Here is a 21,804-nt window from a genome sequence, read left to right as displayed (position 1 = left end):
CGGCGGCGAGGAGGTTGTGTATCCGTGGGTCGGCACCGCAAACGATCGTCGTCCACCCTGCGACGGAACACGGTCATCGCGCTGACCGGTCTGATCCCCGCGGGAGCGATCACCGTCGCCAGTGGCTACGGCGCCAGCGCCGACATTCCGTTCCTCCGGACACACACCACGGCCAGCGAATCCGCCCTCGAGCCCACCGACGTGACCCCGGCAGTGGATGTCGCGCCCGCACCCACCACGCAGTCCGCGCCCGAGCCCGTGGTTCCACCCGCGCCGGAGCCGGCTCCCGCACCCGCGCTGCCCGAGTCTCTCGCGGCCGGCCCGCTCGGCGTCCCGGGCATCAACGTCGCCGCCTACCGGAGCGCCGAGACCCTCCTGGCGCAGACCACCCCCGGCTGCTCGATGAACTGGGCCCTCCTCGCCGGTATCGGGCGGGTCGAGTCCACTCACGCCAACGACGGCAAGGCGGGTGCCGACGGGACGTTGTTCGAGCCGATTCTCGGACCGGTCCTGGACGGCAGCCTCGCCGGCAACAACGTGATCATGGACACCGACGGCGGCGAGCTCGACGGCAACCCCACGTACGACCGCGCCGTGGGGCCGATGCAGTTCCTGCCGGCCACGTGGAAGCACTACGCCACGGACGGGAACGGGGACGGCAGGGCCGACCCGCAGAACCTGTTCGACAGCGCCGCCACCACCGGGAAGTACCTGTGCGACGGCGGCCTGAACATGGCGGATCCGATCCAGGCCACGCAGGCGATCCTGCGCTACAACAACTCCATGGCCTACGTGGCCAACGTGGTCGCGTGGTCGGTCGCCTACTCCACCGGCATCGCCCCCTCCGAAGCGGACCTGCCCCGAATTCACTGACGCGGTACCGCATACCATGGACACATGCCCGTAGCCACCGAATCGGATGTTCGCAGCGCCCTCGCGCGCGTGAACGATCCCGAGATTCGCAAGCCCATCACCGAACTCGGCATGGTCAAGAGTGTCGCGCTCGGGAACGACGGATCAGTGGACGTCGGCATCTATCTGACCACCGCCGGGTGCCCGATGAAGACCGAGATCTCCGACCGGGTGCGCAAGGCCGTGGCCGACGTCGCCGGTGTCGGTGAGATCCGCGTCGAGCTCGATGTCATGAACGACGAGCAGCGCACCGAACTGCGCAAGTCGTTGCGGGGAGATTCTGCCGAGCCGGTCATCCCGTTCGCTCAGCCCGGCTCCCTCACCCGCGTGTACGCGGTGGCGTCGGGGAAGGGCGGTGTCGGCAAGTCGTCGGTAACCGTCAACCTGGCCGCGGCGATGGCCGCGAAGGGACTGTCGGTGGGCGTTCTCGACGCCGACATCTACGGCCACTCGGTGCCCCGCATGCTCGGTACCGACGCCCGCCCCACGCAGGTCGAGCGCATGATCATGCCGCCCGTGGCGCACGACGTGAAGATGATCTCGATCGCGCAGTTCACGCAGGGCAACACGCCCGTGGTCTGGCGCGGACCCATGCTGCACCGCGCCCTGCAGCAGTTCCTCGCCGACGTGTTCTGGGGCGACCTGGACATACTTCTGCTGGACCTGCCGCCGGGCACCGGCGACGTCGCCATCTCGGTGGCCCAGTTGATCCCCGGCGCCGAGATCCTCGTCGTGACCACCCCGCAGCAGGCTGCGGCCGAGGTCGCGGAACGTGCCGGAGCCATCGCCCTGCAGACGCGTCAGCGTGTCGTCGGAGTGGTGGAGAACATGTCGTGGCTCGAGCTACCCGACGGATCGCGAATGGACATCTTCGGTTCCGGCGGCGGCCAGGCCGTGTCGGAGCGACTCACCACCGCGGTCGGAGCGAAGGTCCCGCTGCTGGGCCAGATCCCGCTCGACACCGCAGTGCGCGAGGGCGGCGACTCCGGCGTGCCGATCGTGCTCAGCGATCCGGAGTCGCCCGCGGCCAAGGCCATGATCGAGGTGGCCGAGAAGCTGTCGGTCCGCAGTCGTGGCCTGGCGGGCATGAGCCTGGGTATCGACACCACCCGGCACCTGTAGGCGTTCGGGAGAACTCAGGTCGCGTCGGGGTCGATCGGGGGACGGTCCCCGGTCGGCAACGGCGCCGACCCGGTGGACTTCGTCATGTTCGGTGTACCCGCCTGCGGTGTCGACGACTGCGTCCCGGACTGCGGCTTCTCGTCGAACTTCCCGGTGAAGATCGAGTCGTCGCCGTCGAGCAGGTGCTTGGTGATGACCGCGCGTGGGGTCATCCCGCGAAGCTGGTTCAGGTCGGCGAGAGGCTTGCGCAGATCGTCGAAGTCCGTCCCCAGCTCGTCCTTGAGCTGTTGGCTGGCGCCACTGGCGTAGTCACGGACCTGCCGGAGCGACCGGGTGGTCCAGGTGATGGCCCCGGGCAGACGCTCGGGACCGAGGATGACGAGTGCGGCGACGAGAAGAACCATCATCTCGCCCCAGCCGATGTTCGAGAACACGTCTACACCTTACGCATCCGACACCGGAGTGACCGTCACGTCGACGGTCCGCCCCGAGCGGACGAGTTGCACCTGCACCGGCCGACCGATCTCCTGCTCCTGCACGGCGACCGTCAGCTCGTCGGCACCGGAGACGGTGCGGTCGCCGACGCGGACGATGACGTCGCCCTCCGCGATACCCGCCTGCTGTGCGGGGCCGCCGGCGGTGACGTTCGCGATCTGGGCCCCGGTGAGCGCGTCGTTGACGACGGACCGCGCATTGACGCCGATGTCCGGATGATTCATCGCGCCGGTCCGGATGAGGGACTGCGCGACCTCGGTGACGTCGTCGATGGGGATGGCGAAACCCAGTCCCACTGATCCCCCGCTCTCACTGCGGATCGCCGAGTTGATGCCGATGACGCGGCCCTCGGCGTCGATCAGGGGACCGCCGGAGTTACCGGGGTTGATCGCCGCGTCGGTCTGGACCGCGTCGATGACGGCGTCGGTGTCCGTGCCCTCCCCGGACAGTCGAACGGGACGGTCGAGCGCGCTGACGATACCGCGAGTGACCGTCTTGCTCAGTCCCAGTGGCGATCCGACGGCGACGACGTCGTCGCCGACCGCCACGTCCGACGAGCGGCCCAGCTGGGCGACGCTGAGGTCCGCGACGTCCGTCTTGAGCACGGCCAGATCGGTCTTCGTGTCGCGGCCGACGATCTGCGCGGGCACCTTGGTGCCGTCGGAGAAGGTCACGTTGAGCGTCGCGCCCGGGTTGGTCGCGGCCATCGAGATGACGTGGTTGTTGGTGACGATGTAGCCGGCCCCGTCGATGACGACTCCCGAGCCGGTACCGGCATTGCCACCGAACGTCTCCTGGACCGACACCACGGACGGCAGGACGGCTTCGGCGACCCGGGCCACCTGGCCCTGCGGGAGTTCGCTGCCACCCTGTTCCAGCGTCACGCGCGAGCTGGTCAGCGAGCCGCCCAGATCGGCCGCGACACTACCGACGACGCCGCCGAGCAGACCGATGACCAGCGCGACACCCGCGAGCGAGGCGAGAGCGCCGGCGGAGACTCGGCGGCCGAACAGCACTTCGCGAGCGCCAAGTCTCGTGCCGGGTGTCAGCGGCGCAGGTTCCGGTTCGTCGAGTGCGGGCGACACCGTCGTGACCGCCGACGACGGCACGCGCCACGGGTTCTGCGGTTCGGGCTCCTGCTCGACCTCGGGGGCCTCGGGCTCGCGCACCAGGGAGTCGGTGACGCCGGGTGGCCGACCGAAGGCCTCGGTGAGGACGGGATCGGGCGCCGCGACGCGGATCGACGGACTGTCCCGGCGCCGGGTCTGCGCGTCACCGAAGGAATCGCGGATGCCGTGGGGGCGACCGAACGCCCGCACCACGTGCGCGTCGATGGTGGGCCGGTAGAGCGGACGCGGAGGAAGTCGCGGCGCATCGTCGTCGGGTGCTCCCCCGTCCGCCGTGGAAGCCGTGGGGTCCGGTCGGTACTCGTCGGCTGGAGTCACCTCTGCACGCTACCGGCGCCGGAAACGTGACCCGACGACCGACCCCAGGCCATGACGCAGGCCGGAACCGATGCCGGGTTCGGATCGACCGGGTTCGGGAGACGTGCAGTGCGGGATCTGGTGCAGGAGACCCAGGAGTGAGGACGGCATGGACATCTCCGGCGAGCGCTGCAGGGCGACACGGGCCTGTTGCTGCGCCTCGACCTCGGCGGCACACGAGGCGCACTCGGACACGTGCCGCGCGGCGCGCAGGTAGGCGTTCATGCGCAATTCGCCGTCGACGTAGGCGGCCACTGCCTCACTGGCGAGGTGGTCGGTGGGGCTGAACTGCCGAGGATCACGAAACCGAGTCATGCTGCCTCCACTTCATGCCGTGCCGATGTGCGGATCGTCCCGGGGTGAAACGCACGGCACCGGCCGGAAGTTCCCGGTCCGCATCCGTCCCCACAGAACGGTACTCGCGCCGGCGGCTACTCGGCCGAGGTCAGCGACTCGCGGGTACGCCGGCTGGCGGCGAGGTGGTCGCGCAGCGCCTGGCGGCCACGGTGGATACGGCTGCGGACTGTGCCGAGCTTGACCCCCAGCGTCGCGCCGATCTCTTCGTAGGACAGACCCTCGATGTCGCACAGCACGATGGCTGCGCGGAATTCGGGAGCGAGCGAGTCGAGCGCCGCCTGCAGATCCGGATCGAGCCGGGCGTCGTGGTAGATCTGCTCGGGATCGGGGGTGTCGGACGGCACCCGGTCGTAGTCCTCCGGCAGCGCCTCCATGCGGATGCGGTTGCGGCGACGCACCATGTCCAGGAACAGATTCGTCGTGATGCGGTGCAACCAGCCCTCGAAGGTGCCGGGCTGGTAGTTCTGCAGCGAGCGGAACACGCGGATGAAGGTGTCCTGCGTGAGGTCCTCGGCATCCTGCGCGTTGCCGGACAGCCGGTAGGCGAGGCGGTAGACGCGGTCGCCGTGCTCGCGGACGAGTTCGTCCCAGGACGGCATCGACGTCGCGTCTCCGGTCGCGTCGAACACCGCGGTGCCGGACAGCTCCTCCGGACCGTCGACGGTCTGCTCGGACTCGGCGGCGGGGCGGGAGGTCGGGGAGGTGAGAGCAGCGTGTTCGCGCGGGCTGGTGATCATGTGGATCGTTCAATCCTCCTACTCGGGCGATCATCGCGGCGTGGTGTCGACGTGCGATGTGGTGTTACCCGTGTTCGGCGCGACCGAAGTGTGAGGACGATCCGACGAACCCGCGTAGGGAAACTATGTCGCGGGCAGGTGTGCGACCCGTGTGAGGAGGCTGAGTGTGGGCTGAGAGTCTGGCGGCGCAGTGTCCGGCCGCGGGGAGTTCGCGGGCGGGTTAGGGTCCTGTCGTGACTGCCGACGCCGCCAAGATGCTGCACTACGCCGAAGCCTCCGTCGTGGAGGACGAGATCCTGCAGGCCGCGCGCGAGCGCGCCGTCGATCTGGGCGCTGCGCCGATACCGGCGTCCGTCGGTGCCGTGCTCAGCATGGTCGCGCAGTTGTCCGGAGCTCGCACGGTGGTCGAGGTGGGAACCGGCGCCGGCGTCAGCGGGCTGTGGCTGCTGGACGGGATGCGGCCCGACGGGGTCCTCACCACCATCGACACCGAACCGGAGCATCAGCGCGCCGCCAAGGAGGCGTTCCGTTCCGGCGGCATCGGAGCGTCGCGGACCCGGTTGATCAACGGCCGCGCCCTCGACGTGCTCCCCCGCCTGGCCGATGCGTCCTACGACCTCGTGTTCGTCGACGCGACGCCGCGCGACCACGTCGGGTTCCTGACCGAGGGCGTCCGAATGCTGCGCCCCGGTGGGGCCCTGATCCTGCACAACGCCCTGCTGGGTGGACGCGTCGCCGACGCCTCGTCGCGGGACGAGGCCACCGTCGCGGTCCGCGCGGCCGCCCGCGCCATCGCGGAGAACGACGACCTGACGGCGGTCGTCCTTCCCCTCGGCGACGGTCTGCTGTGTGCCTCGCGCGTGCCGGAGTGACCTAGATCCAGACACCCTTGCCGACGGCGACCACGCCGTTGGCGCTCACGTTGAACCGCTCGCTGTCCCGCTCGCGATCGACGCCGATGATCTCGCCGTCGTTCACCACCACGTTCTTGTCCAGGATGGCGTTGCGAACCACCGCGTTCCGACCGATGCGCACCCCGGGCATGATGACGCTGCCCTCCACGGTGGCACCCGCGTCGATGATCACCGACGAGCTGAGCACCGAGTTGCGCACCGTCGCACCGGACAGGATCGATCCCGCTCCGACGATCGACTCCTGCGCCAGACCGCCCTGCACGAACTTGGCGGGCGGCAGGTTGTCCGCGCTGCCGCGGATCGGCCACCGCTTGTTGTAGAGGTTGAAGATCGGGTGGACCGACACCAGGTCCATGTGCGCGTCGTAGAACGCGTCCAGGGTGCCGACGTCGCGCCAGTAGCCCTTGTCCCGCTCGGTCGCACCGGGGACGACGTTGTCCTTGAAGTCGTACACCGATGCCTTCCCGGCCGCGACGAGCGCGGGAATGATGTTGCCGCCCATGTCGTGATCGGAGTCCGAGTCCTCGGCGTCGGCACGGATGGCGTCGACGAGCACCTTGGTGGTGAAGACGTAGTTACCCATCGACGCGAACGTCATGGTGGGGTCGTCCGGCGTTCCGGGCGGGTCCGACGGCTTCTCGAGGAACTCGGTGATGTTGCCCGAGGCGTCGCTGTCGATGCAGCCGAATGCCGTTGCCTCGGCGCGCGGTACGCGGATGCCGGCCACCGTGACACCGGCACCGGAATCGATGTGCTGCTGCACCATCTGTTCGGGGTCCATGCGGTACACGTGGTCCGCGCCGAACACGACGATGTACTCGGGATCCTCGTCGTACACCAGGTTCATCGACTGGAAGATGGCGTCGGCACTGCCGGTGTACCAGCGGGGCCCGAGCCGCTGCTGCGCGGGCACGGGGGTGATGTATTCACCCGCGAAACCCGACAGCCGCCAGGTCTGGGAGATGTGCCGGTCGAGCGAGTGCGACTTGTACTGGGTCAGAACGCACAACCGCAGATAGCCGGCGTTGACTAGATTGCTCAGCACGAAGTCGATCAGGCGGTACGCACCACCGAACGGGACCGCGGGCTTCGCGCGATCGGCTGTCATCGGATACAGGCGTTTGCCCTCACCTCCGGCGAGCACGATTCCGAGTACATGCGGCTGGGTCCTCACAACAGCCAACCTATCCGGTTGTGACGAGCAATCGCTACGTATAGGCCGAATGCACACCGACGCGTTACGTTCCTCTCATGCGAGTGGCGATGATGACGAAGGAATATCCCCCCGAGATCTACGGCGGCGCGGGCGTTCACGTGACGCAGCTGGTCGACCGTCTCCGCGCCCTGTGCGAGGTCGACGTGCACTGCATCGGCGCGCCGCGCGACACCGCCGTCGTGCACTCGCCGGACCCGGCCCTGGCCGACGCGAACCCGGCGTTGACCACGCTCTCCACGGGCCTGCGGATGGCGAACGCGGCCGGCGACGCCGACGTGGTGCACTCGCACACCTGGTACACCGGCCTGGCCGGTCATCTCGCGGCCGAGCTGTACGGGATCCCGCACGTGCTCACCGCGCACTCGCTGGAACCGCGCCGACCCTGGAAGGCCGAGCAGCTGGGCGGCGGTTACCGCATCTCGTCGTGGTCCGAGCGCAACGCCATCGAGTACGCCGACGCCGTCGTCGCGGTCAGCGACGGCATGAAGGCCGACGTGCTGGACTGCTACCCGCGCATCGATCCGGACCGAGTTCACGTGGTGCGCAACGGTATCGACACCGAGGTGTGGCATTCAGGCGGCCCCGCCGACGGCGCCCCGTCCGCGCTCGAGGCGATCGGCGTGCGCACCGACGCACCCATCGTCGCGTTCGTCGGCCGCATCACCCGGCAGAAGGGCGTGGGGCACCTCATCGCCGCGGCCCACTCGTTCGACCCGTCCATTCAGCTGGTGCTGTGTGCGGGTGCGCCCGACACCCCGGAGATCGCGGTCGAGACCGAGCGCGCCGTCACCGCCCTGTCCGAGAGCCGCGGCAACGTGTTCTGGGTCCGCGAGATGCTGCCGACCGAGCAGATCCGCCAGATCCTCTCGGCGGCCGCCGTGTTCGTGTGTCCGTCGGTGTACGAGCCCCTCGGCATCGTCAACCTGGAGGCGATGGCCTGCGAGACGGCCGTCGTCGCGTCAGACGTGGGCGGCATCCCCGAGGTCGTGGCCGACGGCCGCACCGGGGCCCTCGTGCACTACGACGCCGCGGACACCGCCACGTTCGAGGCGGACCTGGCCGCCGCGGTCAACGACCTCGTCGCCGACGAGAGTCGAGCAGCGCGGCAGGGTGTCGCCGGTCGAGAGCGCGCCGTCGCCGAGTTCTCCTGGGAGTCGATCGCGCAGCAGACGATGGAGGTCTACACCGCGGCGCGCGCGTAGACGCCGAGGGTCACCGACACGGTGACCTCGCGCGCGGGCGGCATCTCGTCGACCCGCGCGCGCAGATCCGCCGGCGGGATGTGGCGCGCCGACGGCCCCATGCTCACGACGTCGACGATCTCGTCCCGCGTGAGCGTGGTCGAGTAGGTGATCGGGACCCGGCGCACCCGCTCGAACCGGCCGCCGAGCGTGTCGCCCAGCCTTTGCGTCTTGTTCTCGTCCACCCGAACGAGACCGAGATCGTCGACCAGCTCGACGAGATGACGCTCGGTGGGGGTGAGCACCACCAGCACCCCGGCGGGTGCGAGGACGCGCGCGAGTTCCTCGGCGTTGCGCGGCGAGAACACCGACAGGGCGGCATCGATCACGCCGGAGCGGACCGGAATGCTCTGCCAGACGTCGGCGACCACCGCGGATGCTCGCGGGTGCGATCGCGCGGCGCGGCGCGCAGCGGCCTTGGACACGTCGAGACCGACGCCGACGGCATCGGGAACGCCCGCGTCCAGCACTCTGGCGAGGTAGTGCCCGGTACCCACTCCGACGTCGAGCACACGGCGACGGTCCCCCACGGCGTCGGCCACGGCGTCCATCAGCGGGTCGTAGTGCCCGCGGTCGAGGAACTCCGCGCGCGCAGCGACCATCTCGGTGGAGTCGCCGACGATCTTGCCGCCGGACCCGGAGAGCAGGCTGACGTATCCCTGGCGCGCGACGTCGAACGTGTGCCCGCGGTCGCACAGCAGCGCAGCCGATCCCGAGTCCGGATCGTCCGCCTCGAGGTCCGACCCGCAGTGTGGGCACGCGAGCAGGGCCACCGCATCGTCGTTCACGGTTCCTCCGCTCGTCGTGGTGGGTCGCTCGTTCGGTCGGGACGAGAACAGCCCCACCGGTCAGGGTCGGCCGGTGGGGCTGTTCTCACGGTGATGACAGGTGTGGTGTCAGCTGGTGACGCCCTTGAGCTCGTCGCCCAGAGCGGCTGCCTCGTCGGGAGTCAGTTCGACGACCAAGCGTCCTCCGCCTTCGAGTGGAACCCTCATGACGATTCCTCGTCCCTCTTTGGTCGCCTCGAGCGGACCGTCCCCGGTCCGGGGCTTCATGGCCGCCATTCTCTGCTCCCTCCAGATCTGCGCTGCCCTGCATCGCGCGCTGCATCAATTCGGTCGCGCCTCGCCGGGGTCCGACGAGGCTCGTGCACTTATTCTTCCCTATCCTCCGGATCCGTGGGCAACGGACACCCTCGAACGAGCGGGACACGGGTGTGTACTAGCGCGCGGGAACCCAGCATCCGGCGAGGTGATCGTCCACCATTCCGGTCGCCTGCATCAGCGCGTACGCCGTGGTGGGACCGACGAACGCGAACCCCGACTTCTTGAGAGTGCGCGCGAGAGCGGTGGACTCGGGTGTCACCGCGGGAACGTCCTGCAGGCTAGTGGGGCGACCGCGTCGCGGCGGTGCGAACGACCACAGGAGCGCGTCGAGATCGAGGTCCTGATCGACGATGGCCCGCGCATTGCGCACCGCGGCAACAATTTTCGCGCGGTTGCGGACGATGCCCGCGTCACCCATGAGGCGTTCGACGTCGTCGTCTCCCCACCGCGCGACGACAGTCGGATCGAAGTGCGCGAACGCCGTTCGAAAGGCGTCGCGCTTGCGCAGAATGGTGATCCACGAGAGCCCCGACTGGAACGCCTCGAGGGTGACCCGCTCGTAGAGCGCGTCGCGACCGTGGACGATGACGCCCCATTCCTCGTCGTGGTACCGGGCGTACAGCGGATCGGTCGTCGGGTCACCGGCCCAGAGGCAGCGTGCCCGTCCGTCCGAACCGATCCGGAGACCGGACTCAGACGTCGTCACCGGGCGCGTCCTTCGCGACGGGTTCCGACGGCTCCGCCTCGCGCAGGCGTAGCCGCAGGCTGTCGATCTCGACTGCGAGCCGATCGAGGGCCCAGTCGACCTCGCGGGCGTCGTACCCGCGCAGTGTGAGGGAGAAGCGCAGCGCTCGCACGTCGCGCCCGGAGATGCCCCGTGCGGGCAGCGCGGTGGCCGTGGTCCCCTCCGGCAACGGTTCCATCTCCTCCCCGCGGCCGAAGACGACGGACGCGAGGAGGAACAGGGCCGCGGCCACGACCGCGATCACGACGACGTACAGCAGGATCGTCACCATGACGCGAATCCTGTCACGGCGAGTCGACAGGATCCGCGGCGGTGGTGCGACTCGTCAGCCCCCCGACTTCTCGGCCCCCGTCTTGCCCGCCCACGGCCGCACCGTGCGCATGGGCGGCCGGTCGGCCAGCGAGACGTCGGTGATCGAGGGCACGAAGGTCTCCCCGTCGAGGACGAACTGCGTGAGACCGGCTCCCGAGTCGGCGATGCCGGCGCGCGCCAGCATGGTTCCGACGATCTGACGGCTCATGGCCCCCAGCTCCACGAGCGGCCGGTTGCGGTGGCGCCGAACTCCGAGGTTCACCTGTCCGATCGCGTCCATGCCCAACCTGTCGTACGTGTCCATCAGCAGACCGATCTCCACGCCGTACCCGGGCGCGAAGGGCACCGAGGACAGCAGTTCGCGGGTGCCCGCGTACTCCCCGCCCAGTGGCTGGATGACCCGACCGAGCTCGGGCCGCAGCGCGGCCAGCAGCGGCCTGGCCACCAGTTCGGTCACGCGCCCACCACCGTGTGCTTCCGTCGACCCGCTCAGCGGCCGCCGGTAGTACCCCTTGACCAGATGGATTCCGTCCCCCATGAGCAACGGCCCCAGGAGCTTGGGCACGAACTGCGGGTCCGGATCGATGAGGTCGGAGTCCACGAACGCGATGATGTCGCCCGTCGTGGCCGCGATCGCGCGCCACAACACCTCCCCCTTGCCGGGAGCGGGGGCGAGTTCGGGAACCGCCTCCTCCCGGGAGACGACGGTGGCACCGGCGGCCGTCGCACGCACGGCGGTCCGGTCGGTCGACCCGGAGTCGAGCACCACCAACTCGTCGACCAGTCGCCCGAGGAGCGGCGAGATGGTGTCGAGGACACCGGCGACGGTCTCCTCCTCGTTCAGAGCGGGAAGAACGACCGAGACGGTCCGGTCACCCTTCGCCGCCTCGAGTTCTTCGAGGGTCCAGGAGGGTGATTCCCAGCTGTTCTCGCGATCCCAGTCGGTCGCGGGGGTGAGCATGCCTGCGAGTGTCATGCCAGCCCCCGTACCGTCCGGGCGGGAGCCCTGGTGCCTGCTATCGCTGCCACCATGTCGACCACCCGTCTCGTCGCTGCCACCTCGTGCACCCGGAACATCCGAGCACCCTGTGCTGCCGTCAAAGCTGTCGCGGCCAATGTTCCCTCCAACCGTTCGGCAAGTCCTACACCCAGAGTCTCCCCGATGAAATCCTTGTTGCTCAGTGCCATCAGGACAGGCCATCCGGTGTTTACAAGACTGTCGATCCGACGCAACAGTTCGAGCCCGTGATAGGTGTTCTTGCCGAAATCGTGGGTCGGATCGATGATGATCCCGTCCGCTCGCACGCCCGCGGCGAGTGCGTTCTCGGCCGATCGAGTCACCTCGGAGAGCACGTCGGCGACGACGTCGGCGTAGCGCACGCGGTGCGGCCGGGTGCGGGGGATCGCTCCGCCGGTGTGAGAACAGACGATGCCGGCACCGACCTCGGCGGCGACGTGGACGAGCTCGGGGTCCGCGCCGGCCCACGTGTCGTTGATCAGATCGGCGCCCTCGGCGCACGCGAGCCGAGCGACCTCGGACCGCCAGGTGTCCACGCTGATCACCAGGTCGGGGTACGCGGCGCGGATGGCGGCGACGAACGGCACGACCCGTCGGGTCTCCTCGCCGGCGTCGACCGTGGCGCCGGGTCCGGCCTTCACACCGCCGATGTCGACGAGATCGGCGCCCTCGTCCACCGCACGGCGGACCGCGTCCATCGCGGCGTCGTCCTCGAACGTCGCGCCGCGGTCGTAGAAGCTGTCGGGGGTGCGGTTGACGATGGCCATGACCAGCGCACGGTCGGTAGCGACCGGTCTGCCGCACAGGGTGTCGGCGGGGACGGACGTCTCGGGTGCACTCACACCTCCATGATGCCCGTCCCCGAGGGCCTCTCAGCCCTTGGGCAGCTTGCCGGCTCCGACCTCGTCGACGTACTCGTCGTAGCTCTCGACGTAACCGCCGGACTTGCCCTTCAGGACGAACAGGTCGCCGTCCCCGTCGCCGTAACCCACCTTGCGAAGCTCGACCTTCTTGCTCTTGAACGTGGACGTGGCCTCGAGCGAATCGACGACGCGGATGAACAGCGGCACGGCGTAGCCGGGCAGGTTCTTGTAGGCGTGCTCGGCGAAGTTCGCACCGTCGAAGCTCTTGTCGTGGCGCAGGGTCACCGCCGCCATGCCCGCCTTGCCGTCGGTGCCGGGGACGTCGACACCGAAGACCACGGCCTGATCGACATCGGGGTGCGAGTTGAGTGCGCCCTCGACCTGGGTGGTGGCCACGTTCTCGCCCTTCCACCGGAAGGTGTCGCCGAGACGGTCGACGAACGCGACGTGCCGGAAGCCCTGCTGACGCACCAGATCTCCGGTGTCGAACCAGCAGTCGCCGTCCTTGAAGCCGTCCTTGAGGAGCTTCTTGTTCGTGGCCTCCTCGTCGGAGTACCCGTCGAACGGCGCGCGGTCGGTGATCTTCGACAGCAGGAGGCCGACACCGCCGGACCCGACCTTGCGCAGTCGGCCGTTGTCGTCCCGCTTGGCCTTGCCCGTCTCGTCGTCGTACTCGACGACGGCGTACGGCAACGGGCAGAACCCTGCGGTGCGGTCGATGTTGAAGGCGTTGATGAACGCGATGTTGCATTCGCTCGCGCCGTAGAACTCCGCCACGCGCTCGATGCCGAAACGGGTGGTGAACTCCTCCCAGATCTCCGGGCGCAGCCCGTTGCCCACGATCAGCCTGATCGTGTTGTCGGAGTCCTGCGGGGTCTCGTCCTGCGTCAGCAGGTAGCGGCACAGTTCACCGATGTAGGTGAATGCGGTGGCCTCGTTCTCGCGGACGTCCTTCCAGAAGTTGGACACCGAGAACTGCTTGCCGATGGCGATGGTGGCGCCGGACGCCAGCACGGACGACAGGGACACCGTCAGCGCGTTGTTGTGATAGAGCGGCAGGCAGCAGTAGAGGACGTCGTTCTTGTCGAGACGCACGCCCATGCTGCCGAGGCCGGACATGGACTTCATCCAGCGGAAGTGGCTCATCAGGCTCGCCTTGGGCATGCCCGTGGTGCCGGAGGTGAAGATGTAGAACGCCTTCTCCTTGGCCTGGATCTCGGCCGTGGTGGCAGGGTTCTCCGCGCTCGCCGACGCCGCCTTCTCGTCCAGCTCGTCCGCGTGCAGGATGACCTTCTCCGGGAGCGCCTCGTCGAGCGACTCGAGGGCCTCGACGCAGTCGCCGTCCACGACGAGGACGCGCGCGTCGAGGATGCCGAGACTGTGCTCGAGCACGTCGCCGCGCTGATTGAAGTTCAGCATTCCGGCCGTGGCACCGAGCTTGACGGTGGCCAGGGCCACCAGCAGCGTGCGCATCGAGTTCTTGGCCAGGACGCCGACGACGTCGCCGCGCCGGACGCCCCGGTCGGTGAGCACGCTGGCGTACCGGTTCACCAGATCGTTGGCCTGGCCGTACGTGAGGGTGTCGCCCTCGAAACGCACGAACGGGTGGTCCGGCGTCTTCGCCGCGACGCGCTGGAAGATGTGGCCGATCGACTCCTTGTCGTCGGGCTTGCGCAGGAACCCGGGCACACCCCGGAGGACACTGGGCAGCGCTGCCGTCATCTTCGGAAGTGTGGCGGCGATGTCGAGCAATCCGACCTTGTGACGAGCCTCGGCACCCATGTTGTGGTTCCCTCCCCTGGCGAGCCGGCTGCGTCTCCGGCTGTGACGACGCTTACCTTACTGATTGGTAATGTTCACGGTGCGCGTGCCCTGCACGAGCCCACACGCCGTCAGAGCCGCGTCCACGTCCGCCGTGACGACCAGGCGATCGAGCGAGCGCTCGGAGACGAATCCCGTCCCGACGAGCGAGCGCATCCAGTCGAACAGCGGTGTGAAGTGATTCACGGGGTCCAAGACTACGACCGGCTTGTCGTGCATTCCCAGATATCCGGCGGTCCAGGTCTCGAACAGTTCCTCGAGCGTGCCGATCCCGCCCGGGAGCGTGATGAACGCGTCGGCCCGGTCGTCCATGATGCGTTTACGTTCGCGCATCGTCTCGGTGACCACCAGCTCGTCGGCATCGATGTCCGCCACCTCGCGGTGCACCAGGGCCTGCGGGATGACGCCCACCGTGAACGCCCCCGCCGCGCGTGCGGCCGCCGCGACGGCGCCCATCATGGAGACGTTGCCGCCCCCGGACACCAGCGTGCCGCCGCGACGTCCGATCTCGGTGCCCACGGCGGTGGCCAGATCGAGGTGGTGCTGCTCCACCGGGCCGGACGCGCAGTAGACGCAGACCGCGATCGATCCGGTCACTGCTCGGTCTCGCTCGCCCGCGACTCGGTCGCCGCGATCTCGGCCGCCCGGCTCTCGTCGACCCAGCGGACCACCTCCGCGATGCTGTCCGTGCAGCGGATCAACTCGAGGTCCGCCTCGGACACCGTGCCGGCGGCCACCAGCGTGGTGCGGATCCAGTCGAGCAGCCCGCCCCAGAACTGCGTGCCGAACAGGATGATGGGGAACCGGGTGACCTTGCGGGTCTGCACCAGCGTGAGTGCCTCGAACAACTCGTCGAGCGTGCCGAATCCGCCCGGCATGCAGACGAACGCCTGCGAGTACTTGACGAACATCGTCTTGCGGACGAAGAAGTAGCGGAAGTTGACACCCAGGTCCACCCACTCGTTGAGCGACTGCTCGAAGGGCAGCTCGATACCGAGGCCGACCGAGAACCCGCCCGATTCGCAGGCTCCCTTGTTGGCGGCCTCCATCGCGCCCGGTCCCCCGCCCGTCACCACGGCGTAGCCGGCGCCGGCCAACGCGGTGCCCAGCTCGACGCCGAGCGCGTACTCCGGGGACTCGCGCGACGTCCGCGCCGACCCGAACACCGTGACGGCCCGTGGCAGTTCCGCCAGAGCGCCGAAGCCCTCGACGAACTCGCTCTGGATCCGCAGCACCCGCCACGGATCGGTGTGCAGCCAGTCGGCGGAGCCCCGCGAGTCGAGGAGCCGCTGATCGGTGGTGGACCCGCCGAACTCCCGTCGGTCCATGACGGGCCCGCGGTAGTTCGTGGACCTCTCGCCGGTGTTCTCGCGGCTCTCGTGCTCTCCCATGAGGGAGAGGCTAGTGGGCGTCGGTGACGGTCAGATACCGGCGCAGGACGTCGGCGACATCGGTGATCTGCTGCACCGGTACGCGCTCGTCACGCTTGTGCGCGAGGTTGGGATCGCCGGGACCGTAGTTCACCGCCGGGATGCCCAGCGCGGAGAACCGGGAGACGTCGGTCCAGCCGTACTTGGCGCGGAACTCTCCCCCAGCCGCCGTGACCAGTGCCGCCGCCGCGGGTGCGGCCAGACCCGGCAGCGCGCCCGGCGACCTGTCGGTCACCTCGACGGTGAGATCGAGATGCTCCACGTCGGTCGCCTCGCGCACGTGCTCGATCGCCTGCTCCACACTGCGGTCGGGGGCGAAGCGGAAGTTGACGTCGACGAACGCCTCGTCGGGGACCACGTTCCCTGCGACGCCGCCGCTGACGCGGACCGCCTGCAGTCCCTCCCGGTACACGCAGCCGTCGATGTCCACGCTGCGCGGCGTGTACGCGGCGAGCCGGTCGAACAGCGGGCCCAACTTGTGGATCGCGTTGTCGCCCAGCCACGATCGCGCCGAGTGGGCGCGCGTCCCCGTCGCGGTGAACCGCATGCGGAGCGTCCCCTGGCAGCCCGCCTCGATGTAACCACCCGACGGCTCACCGAGGATTGCGACGTCGCCGCGCAGCCATTCGGGCATCTCCCGCTCGATGCGGCCCAGACCGTTGGCCGACGCCTCGATCTCCTCGCAGTCGTAGAAGATCAGCGTCAGGTCCGCGGTGGGCTCCGCGACCGTCGCCGCCAGGTGCAGGAACACGGCGTCCCCCGACTTCATGTCGACGGTTCCGCATCCGTGGAGGACGTCACCCTCGGCGTGCCCGGGCTCGCGGCGACTCGGCACGTTGTCGGCGATGGGGACCGTGTCCAGGTGACCCGCGAGGATCACCCGCGTCGGGAGCCCCCGATTCGTCCTGGCCAGCACGGCGTCGCCCGAACGCACGATCTCGAATCCCGTGGTCTGCTCGCGCAGCGCCCGCTCCACCGCGTCGGCGAGCGCGGCCTCGTCGCGCGAGACGCTGGGAACGTCCACCAGCGCCGCCGTGAGGTCGATGGGATCGGCGTGCAAGTCCAGGGAGATCGGTGCGCTCACGCAGCCGACCTTACGTTCGCCCGGCCGTCCGGTCGTCCTCTAGGCTCGGTCCCCGTGACCACAGGAGCATCGGCAGTCGGCATCGCACACATCACCGCGTCGGGAACGGTGCTCGACACCTGGTTCCCCGCTCCCGAGCTCGCCGAGGTGGCCGAGACCGGCACCGCGCGACTCGACGCGGCGGACGTTCCCCCGGAACTGGCCGCGCTGGTCGGACACGACGACGCCCGCGATCTCGACATCGTCGCGGTGCGCACCACCATCTCCTCCCTCGACGACGCCCCGGTCGACGCGCACGACGTCTACCTGCGCCTGCACCTGCTCTCGCACCGCCTCGTCCGGCCGCACGGCCTGAACCTGGACGGTCAGTTCGGCCTGCTGTCCAACGTGGTGTGGACCAACTTCGGCCCGGCGGCCGTCGACGGCTTCGAGGTGACGCGCGCCCGTCTCCGTGCACGGGGCGCCGTCACCGTCTTCAGCGTCGACAAGTTCCCGCGTCTCGTCGACTACGTGCTCCCCACCGGTGTCCGCATCGGCGACGCCGGTCGCGTGCGCCTCGGCGCCCACCTCGCGTCCGGCACGACGGTCATGCACGAGGGTTTCGTGAACTTCAACGCCGGCACGCTCGGCTCGTCCATGGTCGAGGGCCGTATCTCCGCCGGCGTCGTCGTCGACGACGGCTCCGACGTGGGCGGCGGCGCCTCGATCATGGGCACCCTGTCCGGCGGCGGCAAGGCCGTCATCTCGGTGGGACAGCGCTGCCTGCTCGGGGCCAACGCGGGCCTCGGCATCTCCCTCGGCGACGACTGCGTCGTCGAGGCGGGGCTCTACATCACTGCGGGCACCAAGGTCACCGGCCCGGACGGCACCGTCGTCAAGGCGGCCGATCTCAGTGGGCAGTCGAACATGCTCTTCCGTCGTAACTCCGTTTCCGGTGCCGTCGAGGTCGTGCCGTGGAAGGGTACGGGCGTCGAGCTCAACTCGATCCTGCACGCCAACGACTGATCGATTCGGCGGCAGGCTGCGTCCGGGGGGACCGTGAGCCAGGAAGCGATACAGCAGGAACCGCGACTCGAATCGGTGCCGACCGACGATCTGGGTGACGCGGACGCCCACACGTGCGAGGGGCTGGTGCGCGGCGCTTTCGGTGAGCGCTTCACCCCGCACGACTGGCAGCACGCCCTCGGTGGCACCCACGTGATCCTGCGCGACGGCGACCGCATCATCGGCCATGCCGCTGTGGTGCCGCGCCTCCTCCACCACGGCGGCGACGACGTCGACGGCGGCTTCGTCGAGGCCGTCGCCCTGGACCCGGAGTTCCGGGGCACAGGGCTGGGTGCGCGGCTCATGGCCGCGATCGAGGAGCAGATCGAGTCGGAGGACATGGTCGGCGTGCTCAATTCCCTTCCCGACGCCGTCGGGTTCTACGAGCGGCGCGGTTGGGTGCTGTGGCGCGGACTGCTCGGCGGCATCGGCAACACGGAGGAGCCGACACCGCCCGAGGAAGACGACGCCGTCATGGTGTTCCGTCCCGAGCCCCGTCTCGATCCGGACGGCACGCTGCTGGTCAACAATCGCGTCGGGTCGCGCTGGTAGTCCCACCCTCCCGAACATGTGAATCACCGTTCCATCCTTGACACCAGTGCGGAACGGGCGTTCACTTCTTGCCATGGTGTACCGACGGACCGCTGCGGTCCAGGAGCGGCTCGATGCAGCCCGATCTCGAATCGTCACCGCTGCACTGTCTCTCGTCGCCGAACGCGGGTACGCCGCATGCTCGATGGCCGACGTGGCCGCCCGCGCCGGCATCGGGGTGGGCACCGTCTACCGCTACTTCCCCGGCAAGGGCGAACTGTTCGCCGAGGTCTTCCGCGACGCCTGCAGCCGCGAGGTCGCCGCCGCCACAGCGGCGGGTGTGCGCGCCGCCGCGACCGGTACCCACACCGACAGCCTGCTCGCCTCGGTCCACACCTTCTGCGATCGCGCTTGTCGCGCACCGACTCTCGCGTACGCGCTGCTGGCCGAGCCCATCGACGCACTCGTCGACACCGAGCGCCTCGCCTTCCGGCAGTCGTTCGCGGACGCGTTCGCCGCCGCCATCCGTGCCGCCGTCGAGGCCGGTGAACTCCCGGACCAGGACGCGTCCCTGACGGCGGCGTGCATCGTCGGCGCCATCGGCGAGGCACTGGTCGTCCCACTCGCCCGCGGTGAGGCCGACGCTCGCGTTCTCGCCGCACTCGAGACCTTCACACTCCGCGCCCTCGGCGCCCCGACCGACAGGAGAGCGTCATGACCCCCACGCACACCGTCACCAATCAGGTTCCGCCGCTCATCGGTCACGACGTCGCCGACCACCCGGTCGTCCTGGAGGCCCTGCACCGCGAGGGCGCCGACGACGCGCTCGACGAACTGCACCGGCTCGGTCGGCTGGCCGGGAGCGAGCAGGCGCAGCGCTGGGGCGATCTCGCCGAGGAGCATCCGCCCGTCCTGCACACGCACGACCGCTACGGGAACCGCATCGACGAGGTGGTCTACGACCCGGCGTACCACGAGTTGATGCGCACGGCAGTCGAGTTCGGCATGCACGGGGCGCCGTGGCGCGATCCGTCACCGCACGCTCACCTGATCCGGGCCGCGAAGTTCAGCGTGTGGGGTGCGGTGGACGCGGGGCACGGGTGCCCGATCTCCATGACCTACGCCGTCGTTCCCGCACTCCGGGCGAACGCGGAACTGTCCGCGCTGTACGAACCGCTGCTCACCTCGTCGACGTACGACCCCTCGTACCGTCCTCCCGCCACCAAGACGGGTCTGATCGCGGGCATGTCGATGACCGAGAAGCAGGGCGGTTCCGACGTCCGGGCGAACCGCACGACGGCCGTGCCGCAGCCCGACGGCTCGTACCGGATCACCGGCCACAAGTGGTTCACGTCGGCGCCGATGTCGGACGTCCTGCTGGTCCTCGCGCAGGCGCCCGGCGGCCTGTCGTGCTTCTTCCTCCCCCGCGTCCTCCCGGACGGCACCCGCAATGCCATGGCGATCCAGCGCTTGAAGGACAAGCTGGGCAACCATTCCAACGCCTCGAGCGAGGTGGAGTACGACGACGCGACCGCCTGGCTCGTCGGCGACGAGGGTCGCGGCGTGCGGACCATCATCGAGATGGTCAACATGACGAGGCTGGACTGCACCCTGGGGTCGGCCACGGGAATGCGGGCGGGCACCGCTGCGGCCGTGCATCATGCGGTGCACCGGCAGGCGTTCGGGAAGAACCTCGTCGACCAGCCGCTCATGCGCAACGTCCTCGCCGATCTCGCGATCGAGTCCGAGGCGTCGACGACCGTCGCCCTGTGGCTCGCGGCGCTCACCGATCGGGCCGCCGCGGGCGACGAGCGTGCCGCCGCACTGCGGCGCATCAGCCTCTCCGTCAGCAAGTACCTGGTGTGCAAGCGCGGCCCGGCGCATGCGGCGGAAGCTCTGGAATGCCTGGGCGGCAACGGGTATGCAGAGGAGTCGCGCATGCCGCGGCTCTACCGGGAGGCACCCCTGCTGTCGGTGTGGGAGGGCTCGGGCAACGTCGCGGCGCTCGACACTCTGCGCGCCGTTGCACGACAGCCGGAGACGCTCGCCGTGTTCTTCGACGAGCTCGACGGCTGCCGCGGAGCCGATGCGGCGCTCGACACCGCGGTGCGGGCGCTGAAGGACTCCTTCACCGACATCGCCACCCTCGAACAGCGGGCACGCCGCGTCGTCGGCGAGATGGCGCTGGCGCTGCAGGGCTCGCTGCTCGTGCGGCACGGCCACCCCGCGGTCGCCGACGCGTTCACGACGAGCCGACTCGGCGGCGACTGGGGCAGCGTGTACGGCACCCTGCCGACCGGGGTGGACACGGCCGCCATCATCGAACGATCGACGCCGAAGGTCCCGGCATGACCGACGCACCCGCCCCGTGGCGGGAAGGGTGGGACGAGGGAGCCGACTCCCCCTTCACCGGCCGCACTCCACAGCAGGACTCCCAGACGTTCCGGACGCTCACCTACGAGGTCGACGGGCGGATCGCCCGGATCACCTTCGACCGACCGGAGCACGGCAACGCCATCACCGCGGACACCCCCGTCGAACTGGCGGCGGCCGTCGAGCGGGCGGACCTCGATCCGCGGGTGCACGTGATGCTGCTGTCCGGTCGCGGAAAGGGGTTCTGCGGCGGCTACGACCTGTCGATCTACGCGGAGAATCTCGATCGGGGCGACAGCGGGTCCGCGGACACCACGGGGACGGTTCTCGACCCCGTCGTCCAGGCCCGCAACCACGATCCGTCGGGCCAGTGGGACCCGATGATCGACTACGCGATGATGAGCCGATTCAACCGCGGATTCGCCAGCCTGCTGCACGCGAACAAGCCGGTGGTGGCCAAGCTGCACGGTTTCGCCGTGGCGGGCGGTACCGACATCGCGCTGTACGCCGACCAGATCATCTGTGCGGACGACACGCGGATCGGCTACCCACCGACCCGTGTCTGGGGCGTTCCCGCCGCCGGGATGTGGGCACACCGCCTCGGCGATCAGCGCGCCAAACGACTGCTGTTGACTGGTGACTGTCTCACCGGAGCGCAGGCGGCGCAGTGGGGTCTCGCCGTCGAATCGGTGCCCGCGGATCGACTCGACGCCCGCACCGAGGAACTGGTCGCCCGCATCGCGCGCATGCCGATCAACCAGCTGATGATGGTCAAGCTGGCGCTCAACAGTGCGCTGATCAGCTCCGGCGTGCACACCTCCACGATGATCAGCACGGTCTTCGACGGCGTCGCCCGGCACACCCGCGAGGGCTTCGCGTTCCAGACGCGCGCTGCCACCGTCGGATTCAGGCAGGCCGTTCAGGAACGCGACGAACCGTTCGGTGACGCGAAGCGGAGGTGACGTGAGAACGGGGGGAACAGGCCCCACGATAAATCGG

The 21,804-nt window shown here is 69.3% G+C and carries 24 protein-coding genes; 9 read left to right on the top strand and 15 right to left on the bottom strand.

Going from position 1 to position 21,804, the window contains the following annotated elements; genetic code table 11:
* Positions 1 to 24: 24 nt before the first annotated feature.
* A complete protein-coding gene (locus JOE30_RS11595; protein WP_204866817.1) occupies positions 25 to 873 on the top strand; it encodes a lytic murein transglycosylase in 849 nt (282 codons plus the stop codon).
* Positions 874 to 897: 24 nt separating this feature from the next.
* Complete coding sequence (locus JOE30_RS11590; RefSeq protein ID WP_027503855.1) at positions 898 to 2,034, top strand: Mrp/NBP35 family ATP-binding protein; 1,137 nt, start codon at positions 898 to 900, stop codon at positions 2,032 to 2,034.
* A gap of 14 nt (positions 2,035 to 2,048) precedes the next feature.
* Here the strand turns inward: JOE30_RS11590 and tatB are convergent, their stop codons facing one another.
* From tatB to sigE, 4 genes are all read right to left on the bottom strand, one after another.
* Complete coding sequence (gene tatB, locus JOE30_RS11585) at positions 2,049 to 2,468, bottom strand: Sec-independent protein translocase protein TatB (protein ID WP_204866815.1); 420 nt, start codon at positions 2,466 to 2,468, stop codon at positions 2,049 to 2,051.
* 9 nt (positions 2,469 to 2,477) lie between these two features.
* Entirely contained in the window at positions 2,478 to 3,974 is a 1,497-nt protein-coding gene (locus JOE30_RS11580) for a trypsin-like peptidase domain-containing protein (protein WP_204866813.1), read from the bottom strand.
* A 9-nt stretch (positions 3,975 to 3,983) separates the two neighbouring features.
* Positions 3,984 to 4,328: a hypothetical protein gene (locus tag JOE30_RS11575; RefSeq protein WP_204866811.1), complete on the bottom strand. Its 345-nt coding sequence runs from the start codon at positions 4,326 to 4,328 to the stop codon at positions 3,984 to 3,986.
* Positions 4,329 to 4,444: 116 nt separating this feature from the next.
* A complete protein-coding gene (gene sigE / locus JOE30_RS11570) occupies positions 4,445 to 5,107 on the bottom strand; it encodes an RNA polymerase sigma factor SigE (RefSeq protein ID WP_204866810.1) in 663 nt (220 codons plus the stop codon).
* A 254-nt stretch (positions 5,108 to 5,361) separates the two neighbouring features.
* Between sigE and JOE30_RS11565 the strand changes: the two genes are divergently transcribed.
* Complete coding sequence (locus JOE30_RS11565; RefSeq protein ID WP_204870300.1) at positions 5,362 to 5,979, top strand: O-methyltransferase; 618 nt, start codon at positions 5,362 to 5,364, stop codon at positions 5,977 to 5,979.
* 1 nt (position 5,980) lies between these two features.
* On the opposite strand, the gene glgC is transcribed toward JOE30_RS11565, so the two are convergent.
* Positions 5,981 to 7,195, bottom strand: coding sequence for a glucose-1-phosphate adenylyltransferase (gene glgC / locus JOE30_RS11560; protein WP_204866807.1), 1,215 nt, complete (start codon positions 7,193 to 7,195; stop codon positions 5,981 to 5,983).
* A gap of 77 nt (positions 7,196 to 7,272) precedes the next feature.
* Here glgC and glgA point away from each other — a divergent pair, with 77 nt between their 5' ends.
* The gene (gene glgA / locus JOE30_RS11555; protein WP_204866805.1) at positions 7,273 to 8,439 is read left to right on the top strand and encodes a glycogen synthase; all 1,167 of its coding nucleotides are present in this window, start codon (positions 7,273 to 7,275) and stop codon (positions 8,437 to 8,439) included.
* On the opposite strand, the gene JOE30_RS11550 is transcribed toward glgA, so the two are convergent.
* From JOE30_RS11550 to dapE, 10 genes are all read right to left on the bottom strand, one after another.
* A complete protein-coding gene (locus tag JOE30_RS11550; protein WP_204866803.1) occupies positions 8,418 to 9,266 on the bottom strand; it encodes a methyltransferase domain-containing protein in 849 nt (282 codons plus the stop codon). The two genes, glgA and JOE30_RS11550, sit on opposite strands and share 22 nt — an antisense overlap.
* A gap of 108 nt (positions 9,267 to 9,374) precedes the next feature.
* A complete protein-coding gene (locus JOE30_RS11545; protein WP_003406247.1) occupies positions 9,375 to 9,542 on the bottom strand; it encodes a DUF3117 domain-containing protein in 168 nt (55 codons plus the stop codon).
* A 157-nt stretch (positions 9,543 to 9,699) separates the two neighbouring features.
* Complete coding sequence (locus JOE30_RS11540) at positions 9,700 to 10,263, bottom strand: DNA-3-methyladenine glycosylase I (protein ID WP_204870299.1); 564 nt, start codon at positions 10,261 to 10,263, stop codon at positions 9,700 to 9,702.
* A gap of 13 nt (positions 10,264 to 10,276) precedes the next feature.
* Positions 10,277 to 10,600: a DivIVA domain-containing protein gene (locus JOE30_RS11535; protein WP_204866802.1), complete on the bottom strand. Its 324-nt coding sequence runs from the start codon at positions 10,598 to 10,600 to the stop codon at positions 10,277 to 10,279.
* 54 nt (positions 10,601 to 10,654) lie between these two features.
* Entirely contained in the window at positions 10,655 to 11,602 is a 948-nt protein-coding gene (locus tag JOE30_RS11530; RefSeq protein ID WP_204866801.1) for a glucosyl-3-phosphoglycerate synthase, read from the bottom strand.
* 11 nt (positions 11,603 to 11,613) lie between these two features.
* Positions 11,614 to 12,426, bottom strand: coding sequence for a dihydropteroate synthase (folP, locus tag JOE30_RS11525; RefSeq protein ID WP_204870297.1), 813 nt, complete (start codon positions 12,424 to 12,426; stop codon positions 11,614 to 11,616).
* A gap of 105 nt (positions 12,427 to 12,531) precedes the next feature.
* Positions 12,532 to 14,304: a long-chain-acyl-CoA synthetase gene (locus JOE30_RS11520; RefSeq protein WP_204866800.1), complete on the bottom strand. Its 1,773-nt coding sequence runs from the start codon at positions 14,302 to 14,304 to the stop codon at positions 12,532 to 12,534.
* Between the two features lie 57 nt (positions 14,305 to 14,361).
* Positions 14,362 to 14,940, bottom strand: a complete 579-nt coding sequence (locus JOE30_RS11515) for a TIGR00730 family Rossman fold protein (protein ID WP_204866799.1) — start codon at positions 14,938 to 14,940, stop codon at positions 14,362 to 14,364.
* Positions 14,937 to 15,734, bottom strand: coding sequence for a TIGR00730 family Rossman fold protein (locus JOE30_RS11510; RefSeq protein WP_204866798.1), 798 nt, complete (start codon positions 15,732 to 15,734; stop codon positions 14,937 to 14,939). The genes JOE30_RS11515 and JOE30_RS11510 overlap by 4 nt, the downstream gene beginning before the upstream one ends.
* Before the next feature lie 10 nt (positions 15,735 to 15,744).
* Positions 15,745 to 16,857 carry a succinyl-diaminopimelate desuccinylase gene (gene dapE / locus JOE30_RS11505; protein WP_204866797.1) on the bottom strand — a complete coding sequence of 371 codons (1,113 nt, stop codon included), beginning with the start codon at positions 16,855 to 16,857 and terminating at the stop codon, positions 15,745 to 15,747.
* Between the two features lie 54 nt (positions 16,858 to 16,911).
* Between dapE and dapD the strand changes: the two genes are divergently transcribed.
* The 5 genes from dapD to JOE30_RS11480 all read left to right on the top strand — a co-directional run bounded on the left by dapD (position 16,912) and on the right by JOE30_RS11480 (position 21,767).
* Positions 16,912 to 17,862 carry a 2,3,4,5-tetrahydropyridine-2,6-dicarboxylate N-succinyltransferase gene (dapD, locus tag JOE30_RS11500; RefSeq protein ID WP_204866796.1) on the top strand — a complete coding sequence of 317 codons (951 nt, stop codon included), beginning with the start codon at positions 16,912 to 16,914 and terminating at the stop codon, positions 17,860 to 17,862.
* A 33-nt stretch (positions 17,863 to 17,895) separates the two neighbouring features.
* The gene (locus JOE30_RS11495; protein ID WP_204866795.1) at positions 17,896 to 18,453 is read left to right on the top strand and encodes a GNAT family N-acetyltransferase; all 558 of its coding nucleotides are present in this window, start codon (positions 17,896 to 17,898) and stop codon (positions 18,451 to 18,453) included.
* A 73-nt stretch (positions 18,454 to 18,526) separates the two neighbouring features.
* Positions 18,527 to 19,150: a TetR/AcrR family transcriptional regulator gene (locus tag JOE30_RS11490; RefSeq protein WP_204866793.1), complete on the top strand. Its 624-nt coding sequence runs from the start codon at positions 18,527 to 18,529 to the stop codon at positions 19,148 to 19,150.
* Positions 19,147 to 20,784, top strand: a complete 1,638-nt coding sequence (locus tag JOE30_RS11485; RefSeq protein ID WP_204866791.1) for an acyl-CoA dehydrogenase family protein — start codon at positions 19,147 to 19,149, stop codon at positions 20,782 to 20,784. Before JOE30_RS11490 ends, JOE30_RS11485 begins: the two co-directional genes overlap by 4 nt.
* A complete protein-coding gene (locus JOE30_RS11480; RefSeq protein ID WP_204866789.1) occupies positions 20,781 to 21,767 on the top strand; it encodes a crotonase/enoyl-CoA hydratase family protein in 987 nt (328 codons plus the stop codon). The genes JOE30_RS11485 and JOE30_RS11480 overlap by 4 nt, the downstream gene beginning before the upstream one ends.
* Positions 21,768 to 21,804 lie beyond the last annotated feature (37 nt).

Source organism: Rhodococcus sp. PvP016, assembly GCF_017832185.1.
GTDB lineage: Bacteria > Actinomycetota > Actinomycetes > Mycobacteriales > Mycobacteriaceae > Rhodococcoides.
This window is presented reverse-complemented; position numbering and strand designations above follow the sequence as displayed.